The sequence below is a fragment of the Pseudomonas sp. BF-R-01 genome, from assembly GCF_019946615.1.
GTDB lineage: Bacteria > Pseudomonadota > Gammaproteobacteria > Pseudomonadales > Pseudomonadaceae > Aquipseudomonas > Aquipseudomonas migulae.
This window is the reverse complement of record NZ_JAGYFX010000048.1, coordinates 1-23,526: the sequence shown is the minus strand read 5'-3', so window position 1 is coordinate 23,526 and position 23,526 is coordinate 1. Positions and strand designations below refer to the sequence as shown.

The window sequence follows — 23,526 nt, the reverse complement described above, 5'->3', positions numbered from 1 at the left end:
TGCGTGTGCGGGTCGGAATGATATTCCGCAGGCTTTCCTTGGTCCCCATATCCGTGATTAGTGTAATCCGTTCTTTTAACCTGCCGGCCATACTGGTCGTACTCGATCACAGATTCTTCCAGTTTCCCAGTCGCGGGGTTGTACCTCTCCTGGGAAAAATGGGGTCAGACCACGTTTTTCATCTAAAAAACTAAATGCTTGTTCGGTCTCCCGGCATCAGGATACGTGCTCTGCGAGGCATATGGTGAGTACTTTCATACAAATAAAATCGAAAGCTTAGCCAAACCAATAAAAATAAAACCCCTCTCTATACCTCATCATTTCGGCTAATAAAAATACGCCTCAGAAAATGTGATCTGTCTCCTTCTTATAATCTTTCCCTCAGCAGTTACAACTGGAGAAATACCTTTTACACCAAAGCCTGCTTACTCTTCATAGCGAGAGTATTCTCGCATAAGCCGTAAAACCTCAGACCAGTTCCATAACACCCCTGGAATGTGACTCTCTGGAACTAACTTCCCTCGCTCACTCTCAGGAAAACCATCCATTGCTGTTTTGCAATGGCGATAGAACAGATTGAAACACTCACCTGAGACCTTATCTAAAATGATAAAGCTCTGTGCCTGCTCATCTAGCGCTTCGTATATTGTTCTCATACAGCTTTCTTGGTTTTTAGTGAAAAACTTCCTTGCGCCTTCAACAATACAATCAAAAACACCACCTGACGCCCCCCAACCCGACTTGTCATTTATCGATATATACATTCCCATAATTTTCACCGCAGAATTAATATTTTATCTTGCTGTTCCGAGGTTAGCAATTTTATCCAGCCGTTAACCATACCCTGATTTCCGGGTGTAAGATTCCTATAATCAATTGGAACGATATCCGCCTTATCCAAATGGGGAAAATGGGGAAAACGGGGAAAATGGGGACAGACCACGTTTTCCATACAGGAAATGTGGTCTGTCCCCGTTATCCCTTCTTTCGTCAAGAAGCCCACTGAGTTCTCTCGGGAAAATCACCACTTCTCATAAGACGAATTAGCTTCATAGCAGCTCTTTGAGACCATTCTCCTTCCATATCGAGAGGGCACTCTTTCAACACATGAATAGTTCCATCCTTCTTCCCAAGCCGGATTACTCCAATCTCAAGACCCCTACCGAACGTGTATTCAACATACTCTTCAGTTTCTGCAACTTTATCCATTTCAATATAAAATGCCATATAACCTCTCTCAGCTCCCTAGTGGACTCGGGTACCGAACCTGTGTTTTGTCATGCGAAACACCATAGTCAACTTTAAAAATGCCTTCAAATCTAGCTTCAAAATACTCATGCTTAAACAACTGGACGTCTTCTGCCTTGTAGGTTCCTTTTTGGAATCTAGACCATGCGTCAGCGATACCTGCATCCGGATCAAAACGCCCTACACTTCCATCACGCATTATAGAAAAATGGGGACAGACCACGTTTTCTATACAGGAAATGTGGTCTGCCCCCGTTAGCCCCTCTAACCTTCAACCTGACTTCCCTCAGGTAAAAAGAAATGGGCCGTTAACCAACAGGTAGCCATTGATGCGGCGAACAGCATCAGTAATTCAATAACATAGTCCGAATACTGAGCCCCCTTGATGTTTTGCACCACATTTGAAATAAACAAAAACACCCACGACGCGGCTACACAACTTCCAAAAAAGGAAACAACCATGCAATTACGAAGTCTCTTCTTGACTTTAATTAATACAATCACCAATGCGTAACCCAGAAACGGCAGGAAGAAAGCCAACTGTATGAGAAGCGGGGTCAAAAACGGCATCAACAGCAATTCAGCCCCCCTCACCGAACCCAGCAATTTTGGATTACTCACCAACTCGGTGAGCACTGTTACTGCTCTGATAATTCCAGCAATGAATCCAAGTATTAGCGGACAAAGAAAAAAAGCCAGGAAAACTTTACGACGAGGATAAATAACTTCACTCATGATGCACAACCTTGGCTTTTAGAGCCCCTCAGTAATTTGCAACCAAACTCCACCCGAGACGGGTAGAAAATGTGGTCTGCCCCCCGTTTTCTCCGTCAACGACGCCTGTTGCTTTTACAACAATGAATTTCAGGAAAAACCTAAGCCCCTTTATTATTTACACCATGTAACCCGCAGACCTCATCAGCAACAGTACCGTTTCATCAAATTGTTGATCCGATATACCTCTAATAGATTTGACACTCTTCCACTTCCATATTACAGGAAGAATTCTGCTATCCAGACGATCAAACTCTTCCAAAAAGATATCTGCTAAAGCGTATTTATCTAAATCATGATCGACCTCCAGCATCATATTCAACACGATGCTTGGCGACTTCCCATCCAGTATTTGCGCTAACACATATCTATTTCCCGAAAGTGACATAGGTAATTTAACCAATGGTGTCAATTTTTTCGACCTTCGTGCATCCGTATATCTGGGATATTTGGCCTGTCCAGGTATTCAAAGCAGCATTGTCTTTTGACATTCCATTGGCAAAGGGAAAATGGGGACGGACCACGTTTTCTATACAGGAAATGTGGTCTGTCCCTGTTACCCCAGCAGCTAACCCACCATACTCTTCAGAAACCTAACACCGGACTTATCTCGAATTGCATACAAAACTTCATACTGAAAGGATAGAGCAAATCTAAAGTTCGTTTCGGCTGATAAAATAGTGAGAAATGACTTGATATCAGCAGAGCTCTCCAACAAATAACTAATAGGGCAGTGAAACGCCCCGCTCAAACCGGCTCTCCAACTAACATCAGCTCCTTCAGCCGCAACATCTTCAGGAGCACCGAAACAGCGAAATACAAAATATATATTTGAGCTCTTAAAATTACCGATTAAACAACCATCTTCAATTTCGTACTCAGCCCCCATTTTAGAGAGCACTGAAACAATCTCTTCGAAACATATGCCCACCTCAACTTCAAGACTCATTGTAATTGTCATTTTTTAATCTCTATCACTCTAACCCCCCACACTTCATCAAATAAAGCTTTTTCAAACCTTCCACAGGATTCGAACTCAGCGCTCTCTCTATCTGATCAAAAGTCAATGGAGAGTCAGCGAGATTTACCACAACATTACTGGCTTGCAAAAAACGTGGTCTGCCCCCGTTTTCTCCGTCAACGACGCCTATTGCTTTTACAACAATGAATTTTAGGAAAAACCTAAGCCCCCTTATTATTCACACCATGTAACCTGCAGACCTCATCAGCAACAGCACCGCTTCATCAAATTGATGATCCGATATACCTCTAATAGATTTTGCACTCTTCCACTTCCATATTACAGGAAGAATTCTGCTATCCAGACGATCAAACTCTTCCAAAAAGATATCTGCTAAAGCGTATTTATCTAAATCATGATCGACCTCCAGCATCATATTCAACACGATGCTTGGCGACTTCCCATCCAGTATTTGCGCTAACACATATCTATTTTCCGAAAGTGACATAGGTAATTTAACCAATGGTGTCAATTTTTTCGACCTTCGTGCATCCGTATATCTGGGATATTTGGCCTATCCAGGTATTCAAAGCAGCATTGTCTTTTGACATTCCATTGGCAAAACCACGTTTTCTATACAGGAAATGTGGTCTGTCCCTGTTACCCCCACCCTACATTCTTTTTTACTTTAAGCATTCAACACTGCAAAGCTTACATCACCGGACCTCAAAAATTCTTGAAAACAAGAAATAACGATATCTATATTTCTTGTGACGAAACTCGCCGGATAGTAATCGCCCAGAACATCAACCAATTTTGCTCCAGCCGACGTATTATTAAGAGTACGCACAACATGCTCACCATCATCAAGGTATTGGTTCAGCATCAGAATATAATTTCCAGAATCAGCATAAAGATTGATTTCGTAAGGTCCGGCTTCAGGTGCCGGGGAAATAGACAACGAAGCGACGCCGTCGACTTTACTATATTCACATATAATGGACCTTACATCTTCCATGGTCGGCTGATCAATGAGAGGGATTTGCGATCTGCCATGCTCAGGACTAAGGGTATACCCTCCGATGATCATCTATTTTTTCTCCTTAATAGACTTCATACCTGACTCCCAGTAATAGTTTTTCGGAAGTCCTGTTTTATCATCTATAGCTCTTACGGTTAAAGATTTCAACTCAGCCTTTTCTGCGGCAGCGGCTATGTCACCTTTGCAGAATCCGCATACATCTTTCCCTGCGACTGTCATAGACATGTCCGCTCCGGCAGTTTTACCAGAGCTACGCTGGAGCCCAACTGGGTGAGGGTTTCTTCGGTGCGCAGGCCGCGACGCAGGGCGTCGCGGGTGACGGTGCGGTCTTCCACTGCGAGCAGGTTGATGTCGTTGCCGGCGGTCAACGTGGCATCGCCGCCGCTGCTGATCCGGCCTTTGCTGGTCAGGTTGTTCGCGGCGTTGATCGTCAGTTTTGAACCGGCGCTGATGCTGCTGCCGGCATCGAGTTGCGTGGCGCTGCCGGCGCCGATGTTGAATGTCGTGGCGGTGCGGTCGTTGACGATGTCGCCTTTGAGGCTGGTGAGGTTGACCTTGTCGGCGCGGATTTCCCCGGCCATGGCGTTGCGGATGCTGTCTTGCGCCAGCAGGGTCAGGTTGGCGTTGGCCTGTGCCAGGCCGCCCTGCAAGATGCTGCCGCCGCTCAAGGCGCTGAGGTCTTCACTGGCGCGCAATGTCCCGACGTTTTTCAGATCGCCGCCGGTGATTATCTCTACGTTGCGCCCTTGAATCAGGCTGCCGCCGCGCAGATTTCGCGAGTCGACTTTGGCCAGGTACAGCACCGGCACCAGCACGGTTTCGCCGTTGATGACCCGTTCTTCCATCCAGACGATGTCGTGGGTCAGGGCTGCCACCTGCTGCGAGGTCAGCATGACGCCGACGCTCAGGTTCAGGGCGTTTTTGCTGCTGATGGCGTTGTCCATCAGGTACTGGAATTGCTCGTAGTCGCTGCTCAGGCCATCGGCGAGGAAGCGCTGGCCGGTCTGGGCGCGCACGGCGTCGGCAATCAGTCGGGTTTCGTAGCGGCCGTCGCCCAGTCGGCGCGCGGCCTGGTCGGGGTCGTAGCCCAGCTTGCCGATCAAGTAGTCCGAGCTCATGAACTTCGAGAGGTCGACGAACGAGGGGTTGGTTTCGATCAGGTATTTGTTGGCCGGGTTGCGGCTCTGGGTGAACAGGCCGTAACTGCCTTGAGGCAGGCGGAAACTCGGGAGCGAGGTCGGGTCGATGCCGACGAAGGCTGTGGGATGAATAAAAACGGGCGAACCTTTAGGTCGCACGCTTCATAGTGTGAACAATAGCTAAATCCCTTTCACACCGCAGGTACGCTCGTCACGGGAATACGTTGATCAGGCTGGGTGACATCGTAAACATGCTGTTCACAACGCGACCCAATGAACTGGAACTCCACCAGATAAACCTTGCTTCTTTCCGGGATAAAGGCGCTTTTCAGAGGACCGCAGCTATAGGTTCCCCCGGAACCCGTGCCATTCGAATATCCCGACACCTGAAACCCCTGATCGGCATCGGCCTGTGCTTCCAACTGAGGGAAGCGTTTAACCGTGGCGCTGTTGGCGACTTCGTTGAGTTTGGCGATCCATCCGAACACCTTGCCCTGGCCCGAATCCACCACGGTTCCAAGCAGCTCCATTCGCTGGTCAGGATCTGCGGCACGCTTGACTGAAAACTGTACCGGATAGGTGTTACCCGAAGCTTTCATGATGACCTTGGCGTGCTGGGCATCGACCGCTACCGTATTTTGGCGTAACTGGATGCCGTCTTTTAGCAGGCTGGGGGAAGAGTCCCTGAGGTTGGAATGGCAGCCTGCTAAAGTGAAAATCAGGGCCAGTATTAGCAGCGTGGTTATCTTCACGTATGAATATCCTCATTGGCGGGTGTACGAACTAACAAAAACACCGGCAAAAAGTGGTGAATCATAGATACTTAAATCGTCTCCAAAAAAGTTTCTTTGAGACAACTTTATTTTCCGGGATCACAAACCAAGAAAACAAACTTGCCGCACCTTCCCCATACACAAACAACCTTCTCTCCCTTTACTACAGAAGCAATACGTCTTTTCATCACCAACTTAATCTTCAAACTCCACCCACTCATATCGATCACCGTCTCTTATTTCTTCGCATGCTCCAGATACGTAGTGACCATATTTTATGACCGAAGCACTAGAAAGATGTGGCGCTCCTTGAATGCGATTTATAAATCGAAAATACATCTCTCGAATTTTCTCTGGAAGTTCCGGCTCCAAGCCATCCATCATCAACCATACATTATACGGCTCGTCCATACAGGGAAACTTTAAAGAGCCAACCAACATCTTATTAATAAATGGCAGCAACTTCGACTGATACGAAAACTCTTTCACTTCCAAAGGATCTGCATGCTGAATATAACTTAGCAATGCTTCACCCTCTCTCCGGAGTGCTTTAAGATCAATTTCCGTCAGGCGACCATCTTCATCTTTTCGTATCAATTTATTCACATCATCCTCCGTTAATGCACGCTGACCTTTCCAACTAGTTCGGCCGATGTAAACAGCGACCGGTTTGGAACAATCACTTGTAGCGCACCTCCCCCTTGCGTTACTCCTGTTATGGAATTCTGCGTACCTGCAATCGTACTTTCAAAAACCGTGGCCGGCCCTTTGGGGGTAATCTGATAAATATCGTACGATTTAGCATTTGCGGTACTTGGTGGCAACCCGAATCGCGAACCTAATTGAGTGGTATTCTGCATTTCGGCATCCAAGGCTGATGTGGTTGTCCAATAACCGGTCGTCGTGGACGGAGATGTACCACTTGGCACAATTTTAACGAGTCTATCACCGGAATTAATTGTTTGCGCTACAGGAATATCAGCGCCGGATTGTAAAAATCCATTTGCGTATCGATTGGCGTTGTCAAAAGTCATTCCACTGGCTTGCAATTCCCCAATTAGCTGCCGCCCAACTGGCAACTCAGTTGCTGCCGTTGTAATACCCTTTGGCATCCAGCTTGCATTAAGTGCAGCAGCATCAACCGCAACTTTTGTCCCCCCAGTATAGACGGAGCCAAATAGCCCCCAGGCATTTAGTAAAGCTCCCACACCCCACATAACCTGCTCAGAACCAGACGCGCTCTCCCCTGTAATCGGGTTCGCCCCCCCTGCAGCCAAGAAGCTCTGACAACCTATACCAACGATCCCAGCCCCGCCACAACCCGCCATGAAAAGCTCATTGGACACTCCCTGAAGGCGAGCCGTAGCCTCCGCGTATTCCAGCTTATTTTTGGTTTCCCCTATGATGGACTGCTCATAAGAAGCCGGTTGTAGTACCCACTCCTCACCTTGATCCGTTGTGACCGACTTATTGGTGACGACGCAATAACCATTGCCTGATGTAGCACAGGAGATGATATCTCCAGGGTTGGTACTGAAAACAAAAGCACGCGTGAAGTCACTATCCGTTGCGACCTCTTCGTTCTTGAGTACGCTCAACCCCTTGGCAATTAGGCCAGCAATATCGTTGGACAGCCCTTGGCAGTAGCTTGATGCAGAGTCCTTACATGACGCGTCGTACTCTTTCTGTTTCATCCCAAGCGAGACATTTTCGATCACGCTCAGATGATTGTTTTCTACCGCATTTTTCGACGTCCAAGCCCCAAGTGCTGCCCCTGCGGAATTTCCCGTCACCATCGCCCCGGCAAGTCCACCTGCCAACGTCGACAATGCCGAAACCGTTTGCTTTTCCGACTCCGTCAGCTGTTCACCAGTCTTGCCCGAATAAAGCTGTTGGGCAATCAACTCTCCGATGCCGGCTCCCGTAGCGCCGGCCAATGCGGAACCACCCTGTGCCTTGGCGAGCACAGCCCCGAGCAAGGCATGCGCCATCAAGTTGGCGGTATCGTCCCCCTCAGTCATTTGTTTCACAGCTTGAGCCAAGTAGGGTGCAGATCCGCCAGCAAAAGCACCTAAAATGTTGCCGCTAAGCACTCCTTGCACGATCGCACTGACCGCTTGCGAAGCTTTTTGGAAGCTGCTGCCCGTGCCGTAATCATATTGAACTTGCTGCGCAATTTGTTCAGGGGTCGGGTCGGCATAGCCTTTGTCGTTGAGCTTCTGCTTTGCAGCTTTTGCCGCTTCGCTATTCAGGTCGTTGCCTTCCTTAATTTTCGCAGCAGCGATTGCATCACCAATGCCCTTCGCCAATTGCGTCGCGCTTTTTACTAGCTCGATGCGTTCGTCCATGGCATGCAAGTCAGGTTTGTCGAGTCGTTCATTGGCATTCGCAGTGTCACGGTTCAGGCCTACCAGATCATTCGCACCTTGCGGGTTACGCACGATGATGGTGCCTTCACTGACGGCACTACGGGTTTTGCTTTGGTCGGAATCGCTCAGTGCGATGCCATATAGACCACCAACGGAGCCGCTCCCCCCTCCTGCACTACCGAAACTGGCCGAGATGCCTGCAGACTTGGCATCGACCTCACTAACGTTCTTGATGTTGCTGACAATGAGTCGGTCTGTGATCAGCAGGTTTTTGTCCGGAGTCGCATTACTGGCAATTACCCCTCCCGTGAGTGAGGTGTTTTTGCCAACATCAATGGTGTAGCCTCCCGAACCGGCAAAAAGCCCGGATTGCTCCGTTACGGCTTTGTACTCGCTGCTCATGCTACCAGCGGCCAGGTTTACTGAACCGGCAACTGTGGTGCCATAACAAAACGGCGGGATGCAAATACTCGCACCGATACCGCCGCTGCTTTGTTTGCTGTCTTGGGTCTCAACATCCTGACGAGAAATGATGTTGAGGTTTCCGTCGATCAACGCATTGATGCTTTCAGCGTTAACTTGAGCTCCGGCAAGGGTGGTATCGCCGCCACTGCGCAGTAAGAGTGAGCCTGTGTTCACGGTGCTGTTGACTTGGGTGACGGAGCTGCCAGTACCCATGTTTTTTGCAGCCTGCGCCCCCAGATCGAGCGTGAAACCGTTTTGCTGTCCTATGTTGAAACTGGCACCGATTGCCGTTTTGTTGTTGTTTGTGTTGTTAGCCCAGTCTGCGGTGTTCTGCGCGCTTTCCAGCGTAATATCGTTTTTCGCAATCAAGGAAGTATCGGTGGCTTTTAAAGCACTCCCAATGACATGAATGTTACCGGGCTCTCCATCTGCACCGCCGGTGGCAACGATGGATAAAGTGCCGCCCGCGTTGGCAGAACTCTGTTTTGCTGTCTGACTGAAGTACGCACTCGTGCTTTTGCTGTGTGAGTTAGCAAGCTCGGTACCAATTTTAATCAGCGAGCCATTGTTGGACGTACCGCCTACCTTGTCTTTAAAACCGGTGCTATTTGCCTCCGTCTCACCTTTCATGCCGTACAGGTTGTAAGCCGCCAATGCCGCCTGGGCAAACTTCACCGCTTTAAGCCTCGGATCATCCGTATCATTCGCGGCCTTGACCGAAGTACGAATGGTGTTAACGGTGTCGATGACCGCCCCGCCGATAACGCGTCCTACTGCCAGGCTATTGGTTTGATCTGTAGTGCTTTGACTTGAACTTTCAATGCCCGCAGCAATTGTGACGTTGGTACCGCGCAAGCTCATGTTTTTGGTACTGATCAAATCGCTGGCGACGACGCTTAGGTCCCCTCCAGCCACAAGGCTCACATTGCCGTTGCTGGAGCCAATGGTGCTGCCAGTCAGAGTCGTTTGCGACATGGTGCCGTTATGACGCTGACCGCTGATGGAGAGATGTTGGTTTCCGGTAATGTCATCGACGCCGAGCTTATTGCCCGTCAGTACACCGGTCAGATCGCGATTCTTTTCCTTATGCGCCTCAGTGCGGGTGTAAGTATTTTCAGCGGCGGTAATCAACAAGTCACGGCCAGCACGTACTGCAAGGTCGTCAGTACTGACCAGTACCGAGCCGCTGATTGCCGCGTCACGTTTGGCGCTCACGGCAATGGTGTCACCGGATATCAGGCTACCCACAGCGGTGGTTTGAGATTCCGAGAGCGCGTCCTTGACCTTGCTCGACTTAAAACCGCCCCAACTGCTTTTGCTTGAGCTGCTTTCATGGCGCGCACTGGTTGAATCAGTGACGGCAACAACCTTCACGTCATTGCCTGCCGCCAGGCCCACACCTCCTTTCTCAGAGATTACACTGCTGCCTTCGATCAAGAGATCATTGCCAGCAGACAACACGGTTTTACCTTGAGCCGTTACTAAACTGCCGACATTGGTCGTGCTGAAAATCTCTTCAAGCAGGCTCTTTTTGCTCGACGAGGTTTTCTTGGTCTGGTTGAAGAAGCGGTAGTCTTCGTCCTGTGCTGCCCTAATCAGCAAATCCTTCCCGGCGGCCAGATAGGCCTCATTCCCGGCACTCAAGTTACTGGCCAACAGCGTTACATCCCCGGCGGCCTTAACGGACAGATTCCCACCCGCACTAAACTCGCTGGCTACCTGACGAGTCTGGTCATCAATCTCATGAACCTTTTTGTTGCCCTTCTTGTAGCGGCTCTCAAGGTTGTGTTCGTCCTCGGCCGAGATCAGGTTGATGTCGCCGTCGGCGCTGGCGTTCAGGTCCTTTCCGGCACTGGCCTTGCTGGCGACGGAGTTGAGGTCGCGACCGGCGTGCAGGGTCAGGTTGCCCGCGGCGGTTACGCTGGAGCCTAACTGGGTGAGGGTTTCTTCGGTGCGCATGCCGCGACGCAGGGCGTCGCGGGTGACGGTGCGGTCTTCCACTGCGAGCAGGTTGATGTCGTTGCCGGCGGTCAACGTGGCATCGCCGCCGCTGCTGATCCGGCCTTTGCTGGTCAGGTTGTTCGCGGCGTTGATCGTCAGTTTTGAACCGGCGCTGATGCTGCTGCCGGCATCGAGTTGCGTGGCGCTGCCGGCGCCGATGTTGAATGTCGTGGCGGTGCGGTCGTTGACGATGTCGCCTTTGAGGCTGGTGAGGTTGACCTTGTCGGCGCGGATTTCCCCGGCCATGGCGTTGCGGATGCTGTCTTGCGCCAGCAGGGTCAGGTTGGCGTTGGCCTGTGCCAGGCCGCCCTGCAAGATGCTGCCGCCGCTCAAGGCGCTGAGGTCTTCACTGGCGCGCAATGTCCCGACGTTTTTCAGATCGCCGCCGGTGATTATCTCTACGTTGCGCCCTTGAATCAGGCTGCCGCCGCGCAGATTTCGCGAGTCGACTTTGGCCAGGTACAGCACCGGCACCAGCACGGTTTCGCCGTTGATGACCCGCTCTTCCATCCAGACGATGTCGTGGGTCAGGGCGGCCACCTGCTGCGAGGTCAGCATGACGCCGACGCTCAGGTTCAGGGCGTTTTTGCTGCTGATGGCGTTGTCCATCAGGTACTGGAATTGCTCGTAGTCGCTGCTCAGGCCGTCGGCGAGGAAGCGCTGGCCGGTCTGGGCGCGCACGGCGTCGGCAATCAGTCGGGTTTCGTAGCGGCCGTCGCCCAGTCGGCGCGCGGCCTGGTCGGGGTCGTAGCCCAGCTTGCCGATCAAGTAGTCCGAGCTCATGAACTTCGAGAGGTCGACGAACGAGGGGTTGGTTTCGATCAGGTATTTGTTGGCCGGGTTGCGGCTCTGGGTGAACAGGCCGTAACTGCCTTGAGGCAGGCGGAAACTCGGGAGCGAGGTCGGGTCGATGCCGACGAAGGCTGCGCCGGTAAAATCGACCGGGACAAAGCTGACTTTTACGCTGCCGTCGACAGCGACGGTTTCAATGCGTTTGACGTCCTTCAACGGGCCTGGGCTGCCCACCGGGCTGGCCAGGATTATTTGCTGGCCACCGGCGCCAAAGGCCTGGCTGTCGAGGGTGGCGCCGATGAGTTGGGCGTTACCCTGGTTGGTGAGGCTGCCGTTGACCAGCTCACCGCTGACGTTCAGTTTCAGCGCGCCACCGGCCTGCACGGTGCCGACATGGGTCGTGTTGTTGCCGGGCATGATGGTGTTGGTGATGTTCTCGATCGGGTATTTCGTCACCTCGATCGGAATCGGCGCCTGACTGGCGAGTGGCTGCCCGGCGTAGCTGTCGTTCCAGGCGTTGGTCGCGGCCTCGGTGACCCGGTAGGTACTCTTGCTGACGCCGTCGAGGAAGTAGTTGATGTTCTCTTCGCGATTGTCGAGGGTGAACCCACGGTTATAAAAGTTGCTGGCCGTGATGGTCGTGTGGCGGTTGGCGGCCAGCAGGCTCTGGCCGTTGGTAACGGTGACCGCGTCTAGCAGCAGGTCCTGGTTAGCCAGCAGTCGCGACGCCGGGGAGTCCTTGAGAATGCTGCCTTCGTAAAGGGTGCGGACGATGTAATAGCCGGAGTGAGTACCGCCGCTGCAATCGGTGCAGTTGATCACGATGCGGCGGCTGGCGATGCTTTGGGTGGCTTCGAATTCGGCCTTTTCGTTGATCAGCTCGCGCACCTTGATGTCGATGTCACTGCCGCTTTCGATGCTGCCGGAGCGGTTGATCAACAGGCTGGCCTTGCCGCCATCACGGGCCGCGAAGCTGAGTTTTCCTTTGCTGTAGAAATCGGCGTAGCGGTTGAGCAGGCTGTCGGCGCGCAAGGTCATGTCGGCGCCGCTGAAGATCAGGCTGTCCGCCCGGTTGTTGATGTCTCGGGTAGCGCTGAGGGTGAGTAGCTGTTGCGCGCCAAGGGTGCCGCCGTTGTCGATGCGGTCGGCGACGACGCTCAGATTGGCGCTGGAGGTCAACCGGCCGAGGTTGTCGAGCGTGCCGCTCAGGACCAGTTCGCCGTTGCCGGCACTGGCGATTCGGCCGTCGTTCTGGGTCACGTTGACCGCTTTGATTTTCAACGCCTGCTGGGTCGAAATCAGCCCTTGGTTCGTCAGGTTGCCGGACAGCTTGAGGGTGAGGTCGCCGTCGCTGAGCAACTCGCCGGCATTGCTCAGGCTGACCGCATCCAGGCTCAGGCTGCTGGCGCTGGCAATGCGGTCACCGGCTTGCAGGGCGATGCTTTGCAGGCCGCTGATATCCAGCGCACCGTTGACATGCCAAAGGCCGATACCGTCGACGTTTGTGATGTTCCAGTCGCCACTGCCGAGACCGACCAAACGGCCCTGGGCGCTGAACAGGCTGGCGGTGTTCACGCTGAACTGACCGGTGGCCGCGTGTTCGATCTGCCCGGCGCCGTTGCGCAAGGTGCCGGCCTGCAGGACGAAGTTGTCGCTGCCGATGGCGATGTGTCCGCCACGGTTATCCAGTTCGTTTTGCAGGGCGATTCGACTCAAATCACCGAAGTGCGCCAGAAGTCGGCCCCCGGCACTGTTGTCCAGGCTCTGCCCATCGAGCTGCAACTTCTGGCTGGATTCGATCAAGCCACCCTGGTTGATCAGACGATCCACCGTCAATTGCAGGTTGCCTGCCAGGCTGACAAGGCTGCCGCCACTGTTATCGACGTCACCCGCGGTCAGGCTGACGCTGCTCGCGCTGAGGGTGCCCGACTGGTTGTCCAGACGGCCCTGACCCAAATCGAGTTCAGCGTGGCTGCCACCGGCGGTGATGTTGCCTTGTTGGTTCTGTAGCCCTTTGGCTTTCAGTTTCAAGCCGTCGCTGCCCGCGAGCAGTTGGCCGCTGTCACGGTTATCAACGGCGGTTTTGGCGTCGACCTCCAGACGGTTGCCAAGCACTTGCCCGGCGCGGTTGTCCAGATTGCCTGACGTGGTGGTCACTGCCACTTTTTGCCCGACTACGACACCTGCGCGGTTGTCGACGCTGCCGGCCTTGAGTGCAACATCACCGGCGGTGGCTTGCAGCCGTCCCTGCTGGTTGTTGACGGCTTGATCCACCGTCACGGTCAGTGCGCCGCTGTCCGCCACGACGCGGCCCTGCTGGCTGTTGTCGAGGTGGGTGGCGGTAACGGTGACCGCCTTGCCGAGCATCGCACCGTTCTGGTTGATGACCGTTGCACCGCTGACCACCAGATCAGTCTTTGCCTGAAGGGTGCCTTCGGTGTTGTCGAGCCGTCCGCCGACCGTCACTTTGGCGAGCGCCGCGTTCGCGCTCATCAGCCCCTTGCGATTATCGAAGTCTTTTTCGACGTTGGCGGTGAGCTTGCGCGCAGCAATGACCTGGCCCGCGTTGCGCAGGTTTTTGGCGTCGATCTGCACGTCGCCCGTCAGGTTGTGGGTGTTGTCGGCATTGATCCCGGCTTCGATGATGCCGAGGTTGGTCAGTTGGCCGTTACTGGCCAGCATCACGTTGCCGCCTGCAGCGATGCTCTTCTGATTGAACAGGTCTTCACTGGCCGTGACGTTCAGGTTGCCGCCGGCGTACAGCGGGCCATCCGCTTGCACACTTTGCGCCTTGACCGTGAGCGCGCCGCTGGCGCCGGTGGTCGCCAGTGTCAGCTTGCCATTGACGTCGAGGTTGAGATCACCGGCACTGGTCGCCATCTCCCCGCCGAGTTTGACGCCCACGCCCTGCTCGGTGCCCACCAGTTTGATCGCACCGGCGTACATGCCGCCGAGCGCGCTGCTGTCGATTGCCAGCATTGGCGCTGTGGAACCATCCGCCGCCAGTGGCTTGGCCGACAGGCTGGTGGCGTCAACGTTGTTGCGCCCGGTAATGACGTTGAGTTTTTTTGCGTAGAGGTTGGCGTTGATCGTCGCCGAGCGGGTGATGAGGTCGAACTGATCGATGTTGCTCGCGTTGAGCCCGGCACCTTCAATGGCAATGCTGCCTTGATCGACCTGGAAGTGATCGACGCGACCCGCGCCATCAAGCACCGGTTTGCCGGTGGTCAAGGTCACGCGCGGGGTGTTGATGAAGCCGCAGCCGTTGCAGGTGATGCCATAGGGGTTGGCGACAATGACGTGTGCCGACTGCCCCGCCACTTCGGTGTAACCGCGCAACTGGCTGGGGCTGCCGCCGATGACTTCGTTGAGGATCGTCTGCGCCGAACCGCTGTTTTTCAGGTTCGGGTTACCGATGATGATGCCGCCCATTTGCGTGAGCGAAGTCTGCGCCGAGCCGTTGTTGAGAATCAGCCCTTGGGCGCTGACGTTGTAATCATGGAACTGGTTATGCGACAGACCGCTGCCATTGGGCGTGGCGATGTTGACGATTTGCATGCCGTTGCCGGCATTGTCCAGCGTAGTGCCCGGCGTAGCGACCACAATGCCGTCGGCCTGTGCCCACATCGGTTGCCAGAACATGACGTTGGCCAGCAGGAACGCCAATCCGCGCTTGGGCATGCCCCAGAAGTGCTCGCGGGTTTTCACCACGGCAGAAGACTGGCGAGCGAGGAAAGCGTACTGGCGAACGTCCATGTGGAAGGTCTCGATGCAGCGAAATTAAAGGAAGAAATCCACGCGGAAATAGATCGGCGCTTCACGCTCGGTCAGGGTGTCCGGGCGTTCCAGGGAGTGGGCGAAGGTCACGCTGGCGGCGACATGCTGACCGCGTGCAAACAGCTCCACCGAGTTGCTGGACATGCGCCCGTGCTGATCGTCATTGAAACGATTGCCGCGGATCACGCCCTGGTCGTAACCGAGGCTAGTGCCGTATTCAGCGAACACCGGGCGCAGCCATTCGGCGCTCACTGGACGGGTCCAGCGCAGATCGTTGCGCCAGTAACCGCCACTGTCGCCCGACAAGGATTGGTCCTTGTAGCCACGAATCGACGATTGCCCGCCGAGGCTGGTGCGTTGCGGACTGAACAACACGTCTTCACTGCGCTGGCCGGTCATCAGGCTGGTGAAACTGAACGACTCGCCCCACACCTTGAACGGTTGCAGGTAGGACGCGACGGCCATGTATTTGCGGTAACGCGCATCCGGCTCGCCGGGGGCGGGATGGTCATTGCCCTGAGCATCGAGTGCGCCGATGCCTTCCTGCATACCCAGGTCGAGGTTGACGAACGCGCTGCCGACGCGCCGACCGTGATTGATGCCGAACTGCGACTCGGTAATCCGGTTGCTGCTGAACTTGAGCTTGCTGTCTTCAATGAAGTTGTTGGTGCGCAAATAAGAGAGGCCGGCGCTGAGTGAGGTCTTGCTCATGGCATCGCGGTGGATCACCCGCTCGGCCCGCAGCTGATGGTTTTCGGTGTCGCCGGTCAGCTTGAAGGGGTAATCGTTGGCGACAAGCTGCGTGCGGTACTCGTTCTGGGTGTAGGTGTAACTGAAGTCCCACCAGCCCCACGGCAGGCTGTAATACAGCGTTGCGTTGTTGGATGTGTGCTGGTGATCGGTCATCACATCGCCACCGCCGCGCAGCATCAACTGATCGGCCAGCCCCAGCGGACTGTCCCAGTCCAGCGTCGTGCGCCACTGCTGCTCGCCGGTGCTGCGCTGACCGTCGTTGCTGCGCGACAACCCGACGCGCCAAGGCTTTTGCGGTGTGTTCTTGACCAGGATTTCGCTGCCGCCGACGTTCTGGCCCGGGGTCAATTCCATCTGCGCCTGATTCGACGGCAAGCGGTTGAGCTGATCAACCATCTGTTCAATTTCACGCAGATTGACCAATCCGCCACTCTGGCCCGGAAAAGCCATGGCCAGTTCGCGGTCCGAGAGTTGGCTGCCCTGCGCACCTTTCAGACCTTCAAGCCGCCCTTCAACGACCAAGACTTTTAAATGCCCACCGGACAAGTCCTGCTGCGGCAAGTAAGCGCGGCTGGTCACCAGGCCTTTTTCGATGTAGCGAGTGGTGATGACCTTGAGCAATTCGTTGAGCTGAGAGACGCCCAGGCATTGGCCGATGTAGGGCTTGAGCAAGCGTTCGCGTTCACCGGCAGAAAGGCTGTCGGTGCCTTTGAGTTCGATGTCCTGGATAGGGAAGCAACGGCTGTCGGCAGGTGCCGAGGGCTGGACCGGTTTCACTTCCTCGCCGGGCAACTCTTTAAGCTCTTCGAGGCGCCGACGCTGCTCTTCGAGCAGACGATCCTGGCGTTCACGGATGAGGTCGGTTTCACCGGGAGTGGGCGCGGCATGAGCGAGATTCAGTGGAGAAAGGCACAGCAAAGCCAGGCACAACCTCGCCACGAGGGCGGGCAGAGACATGTTCGATCCCTCGAATTAGGGCGTAATAGCAAAATAGTGGCGCGATGTTAGATGGCCACTATCCTGACGTCAATTATTCATCCTGCCAGGAAACGCTAACCGATGAGCGCTATCGCCTGAAACAGACCAATCCGGGAAACGGCAGGAAACCTCTGAACGCATGCCGGAAGAAAAACCAAGGGCAACAGGACAATTCCCAGGCGCTGTTTTCACCGTGTGCAGCAAGCGGAACTTTAAGGTCCCGAGTGGCCTCAACCGATTAACCGCCCAAAACGGAATCGAGGCCCATTCCATGAAAACCTTGCTGAAACTCACCCTCGCCGCCACCCTCGCTTGCGCCCTCCCCGCCTGGGCTTGCACACCCGAGGAGGCCACCGCCAAACGCGAACAACTGGCCAAGGAAGTGGCCAAGCTCACCGAGCAGAATCCGAAGAAGGCCAAGGAGATCAACGATGAATTGCAGAAAATGGATTTGGGCACGGCCAGCGCGGATCTGCCGGACAAGTGCCAGTTGATCGATCAGCGTCTGAGGGAGTTGGAAACAGCAGATAAAAAAGCTGAAAGCTGACCTTGTAGGAGCCAGCTTGCTGGCGATTCGGTTGACCAGATACACCGAGTCGCGAAAGATCGCCAGCAAGCTGGCTCCTACAGGGATCGCGTTGCAATTTTCGGGCGTAAAAAAACCGGACATTTGTCCGGTTTTTTTATGGGATCGCTACGGCGCTTTATTCAGCAGCCGGGGCTTCCGGCTTGCGGCGCTTGAGCGGGGCCATGCCGTCCTTGCTGACCAGCGACAGGGCGTCGGTCTTCGGGCGGTTGGCGATTTTGCGCTTGGTCGGTGCCTTGGCGCCGGTTTTCTTCTTCTCGCCCTTGGCGTCGACCTTTTTCTTCTTCACGCCAACCGCTTTGCCCGATGCCTTGACCTTTTTCGGTCCGCCGTAGGTGCCTTTGACTTCCTTGATGGTGCGGCGCTCGAAGCTCTGCTTGAGGTAGCGCTCGATGCTCGACATCAGGTTCCAGTCGCCGTGGCAGATCAGCGAGATGGCCAGGCCATCGTTGCCGGCACGACCGGTGCGACCGATGCGGTGAACGTATTCGTCGCCGCTGCGCGGCATGTCGAAGTTGATCACCAGGTCGAGGCCGTCGACGTCCAGGCCGCGAGCGGCAACGTCGGTGGCCACGAGGATTTTCACGCCGCCTTGCTTCAGGCGATCGATCGCCAGCTTGCGGTCTTTCTGGTCCTTGTCACCGTGCAGGACGAACGCTTTGTATTCCTGCGCCACCAAGCGGCCGTAGATGCGGTCGGCCATGGCCCGGGTGTTGGTGAACACGATGGCCTTCTGATAGGTCTCGTTGGCCAGCAGCCAGTTCACGATCTGCTCTTTGTGCTGGTTGTGGTCAGCGGTGATGATCTGCTGACGAGTGGTCGCATTCAGGTCGCTGACGTTGTTCAGCTGCAGGTGTTCCGGGTTGTTCAGAACCTTGGCAACCATCTCGCGCAGGCCCGAACCGCCAGTGGTGGCGGAGAACAGCATGGTCTGCTGGCGATTGGTGCACTCGTCCACCAGACGCTGCACGTCTTCGGCAAAGCCCATGTCGAGCATGCGGTCGGCTTCGTCGAGCACCAGCACTTCGACTTCTTTCAGGTCGAGGTTGCCGGCGTTCAGTTGCTCGATCATCCGGCCCGGCGTACCGATCAGGATGTCCGGCACCTTGCGCAGCATGGCGGCCTGGACCTTGAAGTCTTCACCGCCGGTGATCAGGCCGGACTTGATGAAGGTGAATTGCGCAAAGCGCTCGACTTCCTTGATGGTCTGCTGGGCCAGCTCGCGAGTCGGCAGCAGGATCAGGGTCTTGATGCTGACGCGGATTTTCGCCGGGCCGATCAGACGGTTGAGGATCGGCAAAACGAAAGCAGCGGTTTTGCCGCTACCGGTTTGCGCTGTCACCCGCAGGTCACGCCCTTGGAGCGCCAGCGGAATAGCCGCTGCTTGCACAGGCGTTGGCTCGACAAATTTAAGCTCGGCCACGGCTTTGAGCAGGCGTTCGTGCAGGGCGAATTGGGAAAACACGGGTGCTACCTCGAAGAAATACAAAAAAACAGCTGCATAGGGTAACGGTTTCGAGCGCGAAGGCCGAGTTTCTTTATGCAATCGACCGTAAACAGTGGCTTTTTTGTTGCCTCTTTTGTCCTTAAACGTCATGCAAAGCGTCTTAAATGCTCTAATCGGTCCGACACGGACTATAGAAGAAACGGTTTTACCCATGGATATCAAACAGCTCTGGCTCAACGTCCAAGACATCTGGGGTGCGCTCGATCAGCATCCGCTCCTGCATTCCGGCCTCGGGCTGCTTCTGTTGCTGGTGGTGGCGCTGACCCTCGGACGAGTGGCGCGTTACCTGATCCTGCACGCGACCAAAATGCTCGGCCGCCAACCGGCCTTGCACTGGGTCAACGACTTTCGCCAGAACAAAGTGTTTCATCGCCTGGCGCAGATGACGCCGTCGCTGGTGATCCAGTTCGGCCTGCACCTGGTGCCGGAGCTGGGCAAAACCAGCCTGATTTTCCTCGGCAACGTCGCACTGGCCTTCACCATTCTGTTCCTGGTGCTGGCGATCAGCGCCCTGCTCAATGCGTTGCTGGACATCTACGCCCGCACCGAACACGCCCGCACCCGCTCGATCAAAGGCTACGTGCAACTGGCGAAAATGGTGTTGTACGTATTTGGCGCGATCATCATCGTCGCCACGTTGATCGACCGCTCGCCGCTGTTGCTGCTGTCGGGTCTGGGCGCCATGTCGGCGGTGATTCTGTTGGTCTACAAGGACACCCTGTTGTCGTTTGTCGCCAGCGTGCAGTTGACCAGCAACGACATGCTGCGGGTCGGCGACTGGATCGAGATGCCGCAAGTCGGCGCCGATGGCGATGTGGTGGACATCACGCTGCACACGGTCAAGGTGCAGAACTTCGACAAGACCATCGTTTCGATTCCGACCTGGCGCCTGATGTCCGAGTCATTCAAGAACTGGCGTGGCATGCAGCAGTCCGGTGGACGACGGATCAAACGCAGCCTGTTCATCGACGCCAGCGGCGTGCGATTCATCCGTGATGACGAAGAGCAAAAGCTGTCCCAGGTGCACCTGCTGACCGACTACATCAGCCGCAAACAGGCGGAACTCAAGGCCTGGAACGAGGCTCAGGGCAACGTCGCGGCAATGTCGGCCAACCGTCGGCGGATGACCAACATCGGGACCTTCCGCGCCTACGCGCTGGCGTATTTGAAAAGCCATCCGGAGGTCCAGCCGAACATGACCTGCATGGTTCGGCAGATGCAGACCACAGCGCAGGGGATTCCGCTGGAAATCTACTGCTTCACCCGCACTACGGCGTGGGCGGATTACGAGCGGATTCAGGGGGATATTTTCGATTATCTGCTGGCGGTGCTGCCGGAGTTTGGCTTGAGCCTTTATCAGCAGCCGAGTGGCGGGGATCTGCGGGCCGGGTTGCTCCCGGCGATGCTAGGCGCAAGCCACATCCCCGAACCCGAAAAACACATCATGTAAACACCGCCTCTGTAGGAGCGAGCGATGCGGCGGTCCGACTTGCCCGCGAAGGCGGTGTGTCAGTCAACATTAATGTCGACAGACACACCGCCTTCGCGGGCAAGCCTCGCTCCTACAGGGGTAGTGGTGTCAGTTGATTTTTCGCTGCGGCGCCTTGTGCACCATGGTGTAGGCGTAATCCACACCCATGCCATACGCGCCGCTGTGTTCCAGCACCAGTTCCATTACCGCCTCGTAAGTGTCTTTGTGTGCCCAGTCACGCTGGTATTCCAGCAGCACTTGTTGCCAGGTGACCGGCACCGCGCCTGCCTGAATCATCCGCTGCACCGACATGTCGTGAGCTTCTTTGGTGGTGCCGCCAGAAGCGTCGGTCACGATGTACACCTCGTAGCCTTCAGCCAGGGCTTCCAGCGCCGGGAAGGTCAGGCAGACTTCAGTCCAGAGCGCAGCGATGATCAGCTTCTTGCGGCCGGTGGCTTTCACCGCGTCAACCAGCGCCTTGTCTTCCCAGGAGTTCATCGAGGTGCGCTCGATCGGCTTCTGCTCTGGGTGAACAGCCAGCAACTCCGGCCAGATAAAACCGCTGAAGCTTTCGGTTTCCACCGAGGTGTAGATCGTCGGCACGTTGAAGATCTTGGCGGCCTTGGCCAGGCCGACGGTGTTGTTCTTCAGGGTCTGACGGTCGATCGACTGCACGCCGAAAGCCATTTGCGGCTGGTGGTCAATCAGGATCAGAGCGGAGTTGGTTGGGTTGAGCAGTTCACGAATAGACATGGCGCGTTCCTTTTGATGTCGATAGTTCAAATCAGTAATGGGTTAGTCGACGCGGCTTCCAGAGGCTTTGTCGTCGGCTTGGATGTCACTTTAGGGGCTAGCAAGGAAAGGGACAATTACCTAAAATAGAGAATCATTGATTCTAAAATAGGGACAATCATGGATCGCATCGAATGCATGCGCGCGTTCGTCGTCACGGTCGGCGAGAACGGCTTTGCCGCCGCTGCACGGGCAATGGATGTGCCGCGATCAAAAGTCAGCAAACAGATTCAGGCGCTGGAAGAAGCCATCGGCGTGCAACTGTTGCAACGCACCACGCGCAGCCTGCACCTGACCGAGGCAGGCGCGGAGTATTTCGACGCGGCGCGGGAAGTACTGGCCTCGCTGGACGAGGCCGAACAGCGTGCCCGTAACGGCATCGGCGAGTTACGCGGGGTGCTGCGGGTCAATGCGCCGATGTCCTTCGGGTTGCGCCGGCTGGGGCCGCTGATTCCGCTGTTTCATGAACAACACCCGAACATAGAGCTGCAACTGGTGCTCAGCGATCAGCAGGTTGACCCGGTGCGCGGTGGTTTCGACGTGACCATCCGCATCGCCAGCATGCCGGACTCGACAATGATTGCCCGGCAACTGGCGCCGGCCCCGCGAATCATGGTCGCCTCACCTGCGTATCTCAAACGCGCAGGCACTCCGCAGACGCCGCAGGATCTGCGCGCCCATCAATGTTTGAACTACGGGTATTTGCAAAGCGGCGTGAGTTTGCAGCTGTGCAACGGCAAGGAAACCCAACGGGTCAACGTCACGGGCCCGCTGCACGCCAACAATGGCGACTTGCTTGCCCAAGCCGCCGAGGCCGGCATGGGCATCGCGCTGTTGCCCAATTTCATTGTCGAGGATGCGCTGGCGGCTGGCCGGTTGGTGCCGGTGATGTGTGAATGGCAGGCGCCTGCGATCACGATTAACGCGGTCTATCCATCGGCACGCCGGGTGCCGCAAAAGACCCGGACATTCATCGAGTTTCTGGTGGCGCAACTGGCAGAGAAATAACACATCCTTTGTAGGAGCGAGGCTTGCCCGCGAAGGCGGTGCCTCAGCCGACATCAATGTTGCCTGGCAGGCCCCGTTCGCGGGCAAGCCTCGCTCCTACGAAGAGCGGATTGCGGTGGGTCTGATGCCCAACCGGCTGATCCACACCGCCATCAAAATCACCGATCCGCCAAAGAACAACCGCCCCAGCTCTTCATGCTGATTCCAGATCAGCAGATTGATCAGCAACCCCACCGGCACATGCAGATTGTTCATCACCGCCAGCGTCCCGCCATTCACCAGGCACGCGCCCTTGTTCCACCAGTACAACCCCAGCGCGGTCGAGACCAGGCCGAGGAACACCAGCACGCCCCATTGCAGCGGTGCTTCGGGCAGGAAGTTCTGTTTGCCGAACAACAGAAACGCCGGTAACGCCACCGCCAATGCGCCGAGATAGAAATAACCGAAGCGCCGGTAATGCGGCAGATCGCTTGGATGACGCGCCACCAGGTGCTTATAAAGCACCTGCCCGGCGGCGTAGGTGAAGTTGGCCAGTTGCAGCAGCAGGAACCCCATGAAGAAATCCGGGTTGATCCGGTCGTAGCGAATCACCGCCGCGCCGAGCACCGCCACCAGCGCCGCGACCAGGGCCCAAGGATTGAAGCGTCGGTTCAGCGCGTCTTCGATCAGCGTCACATGCAGCGGTGTGAGGATGGTGAACAGCAACACTTCCGGCACCGTCAGCACCCGGAAGCTCAGGTACAGGCAGACGTAAGTCACGCCGAACTGCAACGCACCGATCAGCAGCATGCCGCGCATGAACGCAGGCTCCACCGAGCGCCAGCGCGTCAACGGAATAAACACCAGCCCCGCCAGCAGCACGCGCACCAGCACCGCGAAGTAACTGTCGACATGACCGGCCAGGTATTCGCCGATCAGACTGAAGGAAAACGCCTGGATCAGCGTGACAAAAAGTAGATAGCCCATGCTCGCCTCGTTTTGAATGGCGGCGACGATAGCGGGTTTTGCCGACGATCGCGAGAACACACAGATCCCTGTAGGAGCGAAGCTTGCTCGCGAAGACGGTGTGTCAGCCGCTATCTCTGTTGAC

Annotated in this window: 19 protein-coding genes and 1 pseudogene; 3 read left to right on the top strand and 17 right to left on the bottom strand. The window is 55.4% G+C overall.

The genetic code is table 11. The annotated features are described in order from the left end of the window. Window positions 1–425: 425 nt before the first annotated feature. The 14 genes and pseudogenes from KGB27_RS18415 to KGB27_RS18350 form a co-directional block, all read right to left on the bottom strand. The gene (locus KGB27_RS18415; RefSeq protein ID WP_223555652.1) at window positions 426–770 is read right to left on the bottom strand and encodes a hypothetical protein; all 345 of its coding nucleotides are present in this window, start codon (window positions 768–770) and stop codon (window positions 426–428) included. A gap of 5 nt (window positions 771–775) precedes the next feature. After that, window positions 776–952, bottom strand: a complete 177-nt coding sequence (locus KGB27_RS31610) for a hypothetical protein (RefSeq protein WP_223555681.1) — start codon at window positions 950–952, stop codon at window positions 776–778. 38 nt (window positions 953–990) lie between these two features. Next, complete coding sequence (locus KGB27_RS18405; protein WP_223555649.1) at window positions 991–1,227, bottom strand: hypothetical protein; 237 nt, start codon at window positions 1,225–1,227, stop codon at window positions 991–993. A 285-nt stretch (window positions 1,228–1,512) separates the two neighbouring features. Further along, window positions 1,513–1,983 carry a hypothetical protein gene (locus tag KGB27_RS18400; protein ID WP_223555646.1) on the bottom strand — a complete coding sequence of 157 codons (471 nt, stop codon included), beginning with the start codon at window positions 1,981–1,983 and terminating at the stop codon, window positions 1,513–1,515. Window positions 1,984–2,140: 157 nt separating this feature from the next. After that, window positions 2,141–2,434 (bottom strand): hypothetical protein, encoded by a 294-nt coding sequence (locus KGB27_RS18395; protein WP_223555643.1) that lies wholly within the window; start codon window positions 2,432–2,434, stop codon window positions 2,141–2,143. Window positions 2,435–2,590: 156 nt separating this feature from the next. Continuing rightward, entirely contained in the window at window positions 2,591–2,971 is a 381-nt protein-coding gene (locus tag KGB27_RS18390) for a hypothetical protein (protein WP_223555638.1), read from the bottom strand. A 250-nt stretch (window positions 2,972–3,221) separates the two neighbouring features. Beyond that, on the bottom strand, window positions 3,222–3,515 hold the full coding sequence (locus KGB27_RS18385; RefSeq protein WP_223555635.1) for a hypothetical protein: 294 nt from the start codon (window positions 3,513–3,515) through the stop codon (window positions 3,222–3,224). Between the two features lie 156 nt (window positions 3,516–3,671). Then, window positions 3,672–4,073, bottom strand: coding sequence for a DUF6911 family protein (locus KGB27_RS18380; RefSeq protein WP_192225953.1), 402 nt, complete (start codon window positions 4,071–4,073; stop codon window positions 3,672–3,674). Continuing rightward, the gene (locus KGB27_RS18375) at window positions 4,074–4,250 is read right to left on the bottom strand and encodes a hypothetical protein (RefSeq protein ID WP_223555633.1); all 177 of its coding nucleotides are present in this window, start codon (window positions 4,248–4,250) and stop codon (window positions 4,074–4,076) included. A 26-nt stretch (window positions 4,251–4,276) separates the two neighbouring features. Further along, a pseudogene (locus KGB27_RS18370) lies at window positions 4,277–5,128 on the bottom strand (hypothetical protein); the annotation flags it as partial. Window positions 5,129–5,355: 227 nt separating this feature from the next. Continuing rightward, on the bottom strand, window positions 5,356–5,916 hold the full coding sequence (locus tag KGB27_RS18365) for a hypothetical protein (RefSeq protein ID WP_223555630.1): 561 nt from the start codon (window positions 5,914–5,916) through the stop codon (window positions 5,356–5,358). Between the two features lie 216 nt (window positions 5,917–6,132). Continuing rightward, complete coding sequence (locus KGB27_RS18360; RefSeq protein ID WP_223555626.1) at window positions 6,133–6,543, bottom strand: hypothetical protein; 411 nt, start codon at window positions 6,541–6,543, stop codon at window positions 6,133–6,135. Window positions 6,544–6,554: 11 nt separating this feature from the next. Next, a complete protein-coding gene (locus tag KGB27_RS18355; protein ID WP_411736707.1) occupies window positions 6,555–15,320 on the bottom strand; it encodes a hemagglutinin repeat-containing protein in 8,766 nt (2,921 codons plus the stop codon). Between the two features lie 24 nt (window positions 15,321–15,344). Beyond that, window positions 15,345–17,051 carry a ShlB/FhaC/HecB family hemolysin secretion/activation protein gene (locus KGB27_RS18350; RefSeq protein WP_223555623.1) on the bottom strand — a complete coding sequence of 569 codons (1,707 nt, stop codon included), beginning with the start codon at window positions 17,049–17,051 and terminating at the stop codon, window positions 15,345–15,347. A gap of 292 nt (window positions 17,052–17,343) precedes the next feature. Between KGB27_RS18350 and KGB27_RS18345 the strand changes: the two genes are divergently transcribed. Then, entirely contained in the window at window positions 17,344–17,619 is a 276-nt protein-coding gene (locus KGB27_RS18345) for a hypothetical protein (RefSeq protein ID WP_008044007.1), read from the top strand. 157 nt (window positions 17,620–17,776) lie between these two features. Here the strand turns inward: KGB27_RS18345 and KGB27_RS18340 are convergent, their stop codons facing one another. Next, a complete protein-coding gene (locus KGB27_RS18340; RefSeq protein ID WP_008034278.1) occupies window positions 17,777–19,123 on the bottom strand; it encodes a DEAD/DEAH box helicase in 1,347 nt (448 codons plus the stop codon). Window positions 19,124–19,316: 193 nt separating this feature from the next. Between KGB27_RS18340 and KGB27_RS18335 the strand changes: the two genes are divergently transcribed. Then, complete coding sequence (locus KGB27_RS18335) at window positions 19,317–20,615, top strand: mechanosensitive ion channel family protein (protein WP_008034280.1); 1,299 nt, start codon at window positions 19,317–19,319, stop codon at window positions 20,613–20,615. Between the two features lie 129 nt (window positions 20,616–20,744). Here KGB27_RS18335 and KGB27_RS18330 read toward each other — a convergent pair whose 3' ends face one another. Beyond that, window positions 20,745–21,389 (bottom strand): hydrolase, encoded by a 645-nt coding sequence (locus KGB27_RS18330; protein ID WP_192225943.1) that lies wholly within the window; start codon window positions 21,387–21,389, stop codon window positions 20,745–20,747. Between the two features lie 159 nt (window positions 21,390–21,548). Between KGB27_RS18330 and KGB27_RS18325 the strand changes: the two genes are divergently transcribed. Beyond that, window positions 21,549–22,436, top strand: coding sequence for a LysR family transcriptional regulator (locus tag KGB27_RS18325; RefSeq protein WP_008040939.1), 888 nt, complete (start codon window positions 21,549–21,551; stop codon window positions 22,434–22,436). Between the two features lie 96 nt (window positions 22,437–22,532). Here KGB27_RS18325 and KGB27_RS18320 read toward each other — a convergent pair whose 3' ends face one another. Continuing rightward, a complete protein-coding gene (locus tag KGB27_RS18320; protein WP_223481451.1) occupies window positions 22,533–23,402 on the bottom strand; it encodes a carboxylate/amino acid/amine transporter in 870 nt (289 codons plus the stop codon). Between the last annotated feature and the right edge of the window lie 124 nt (window positions 23,403–23,526).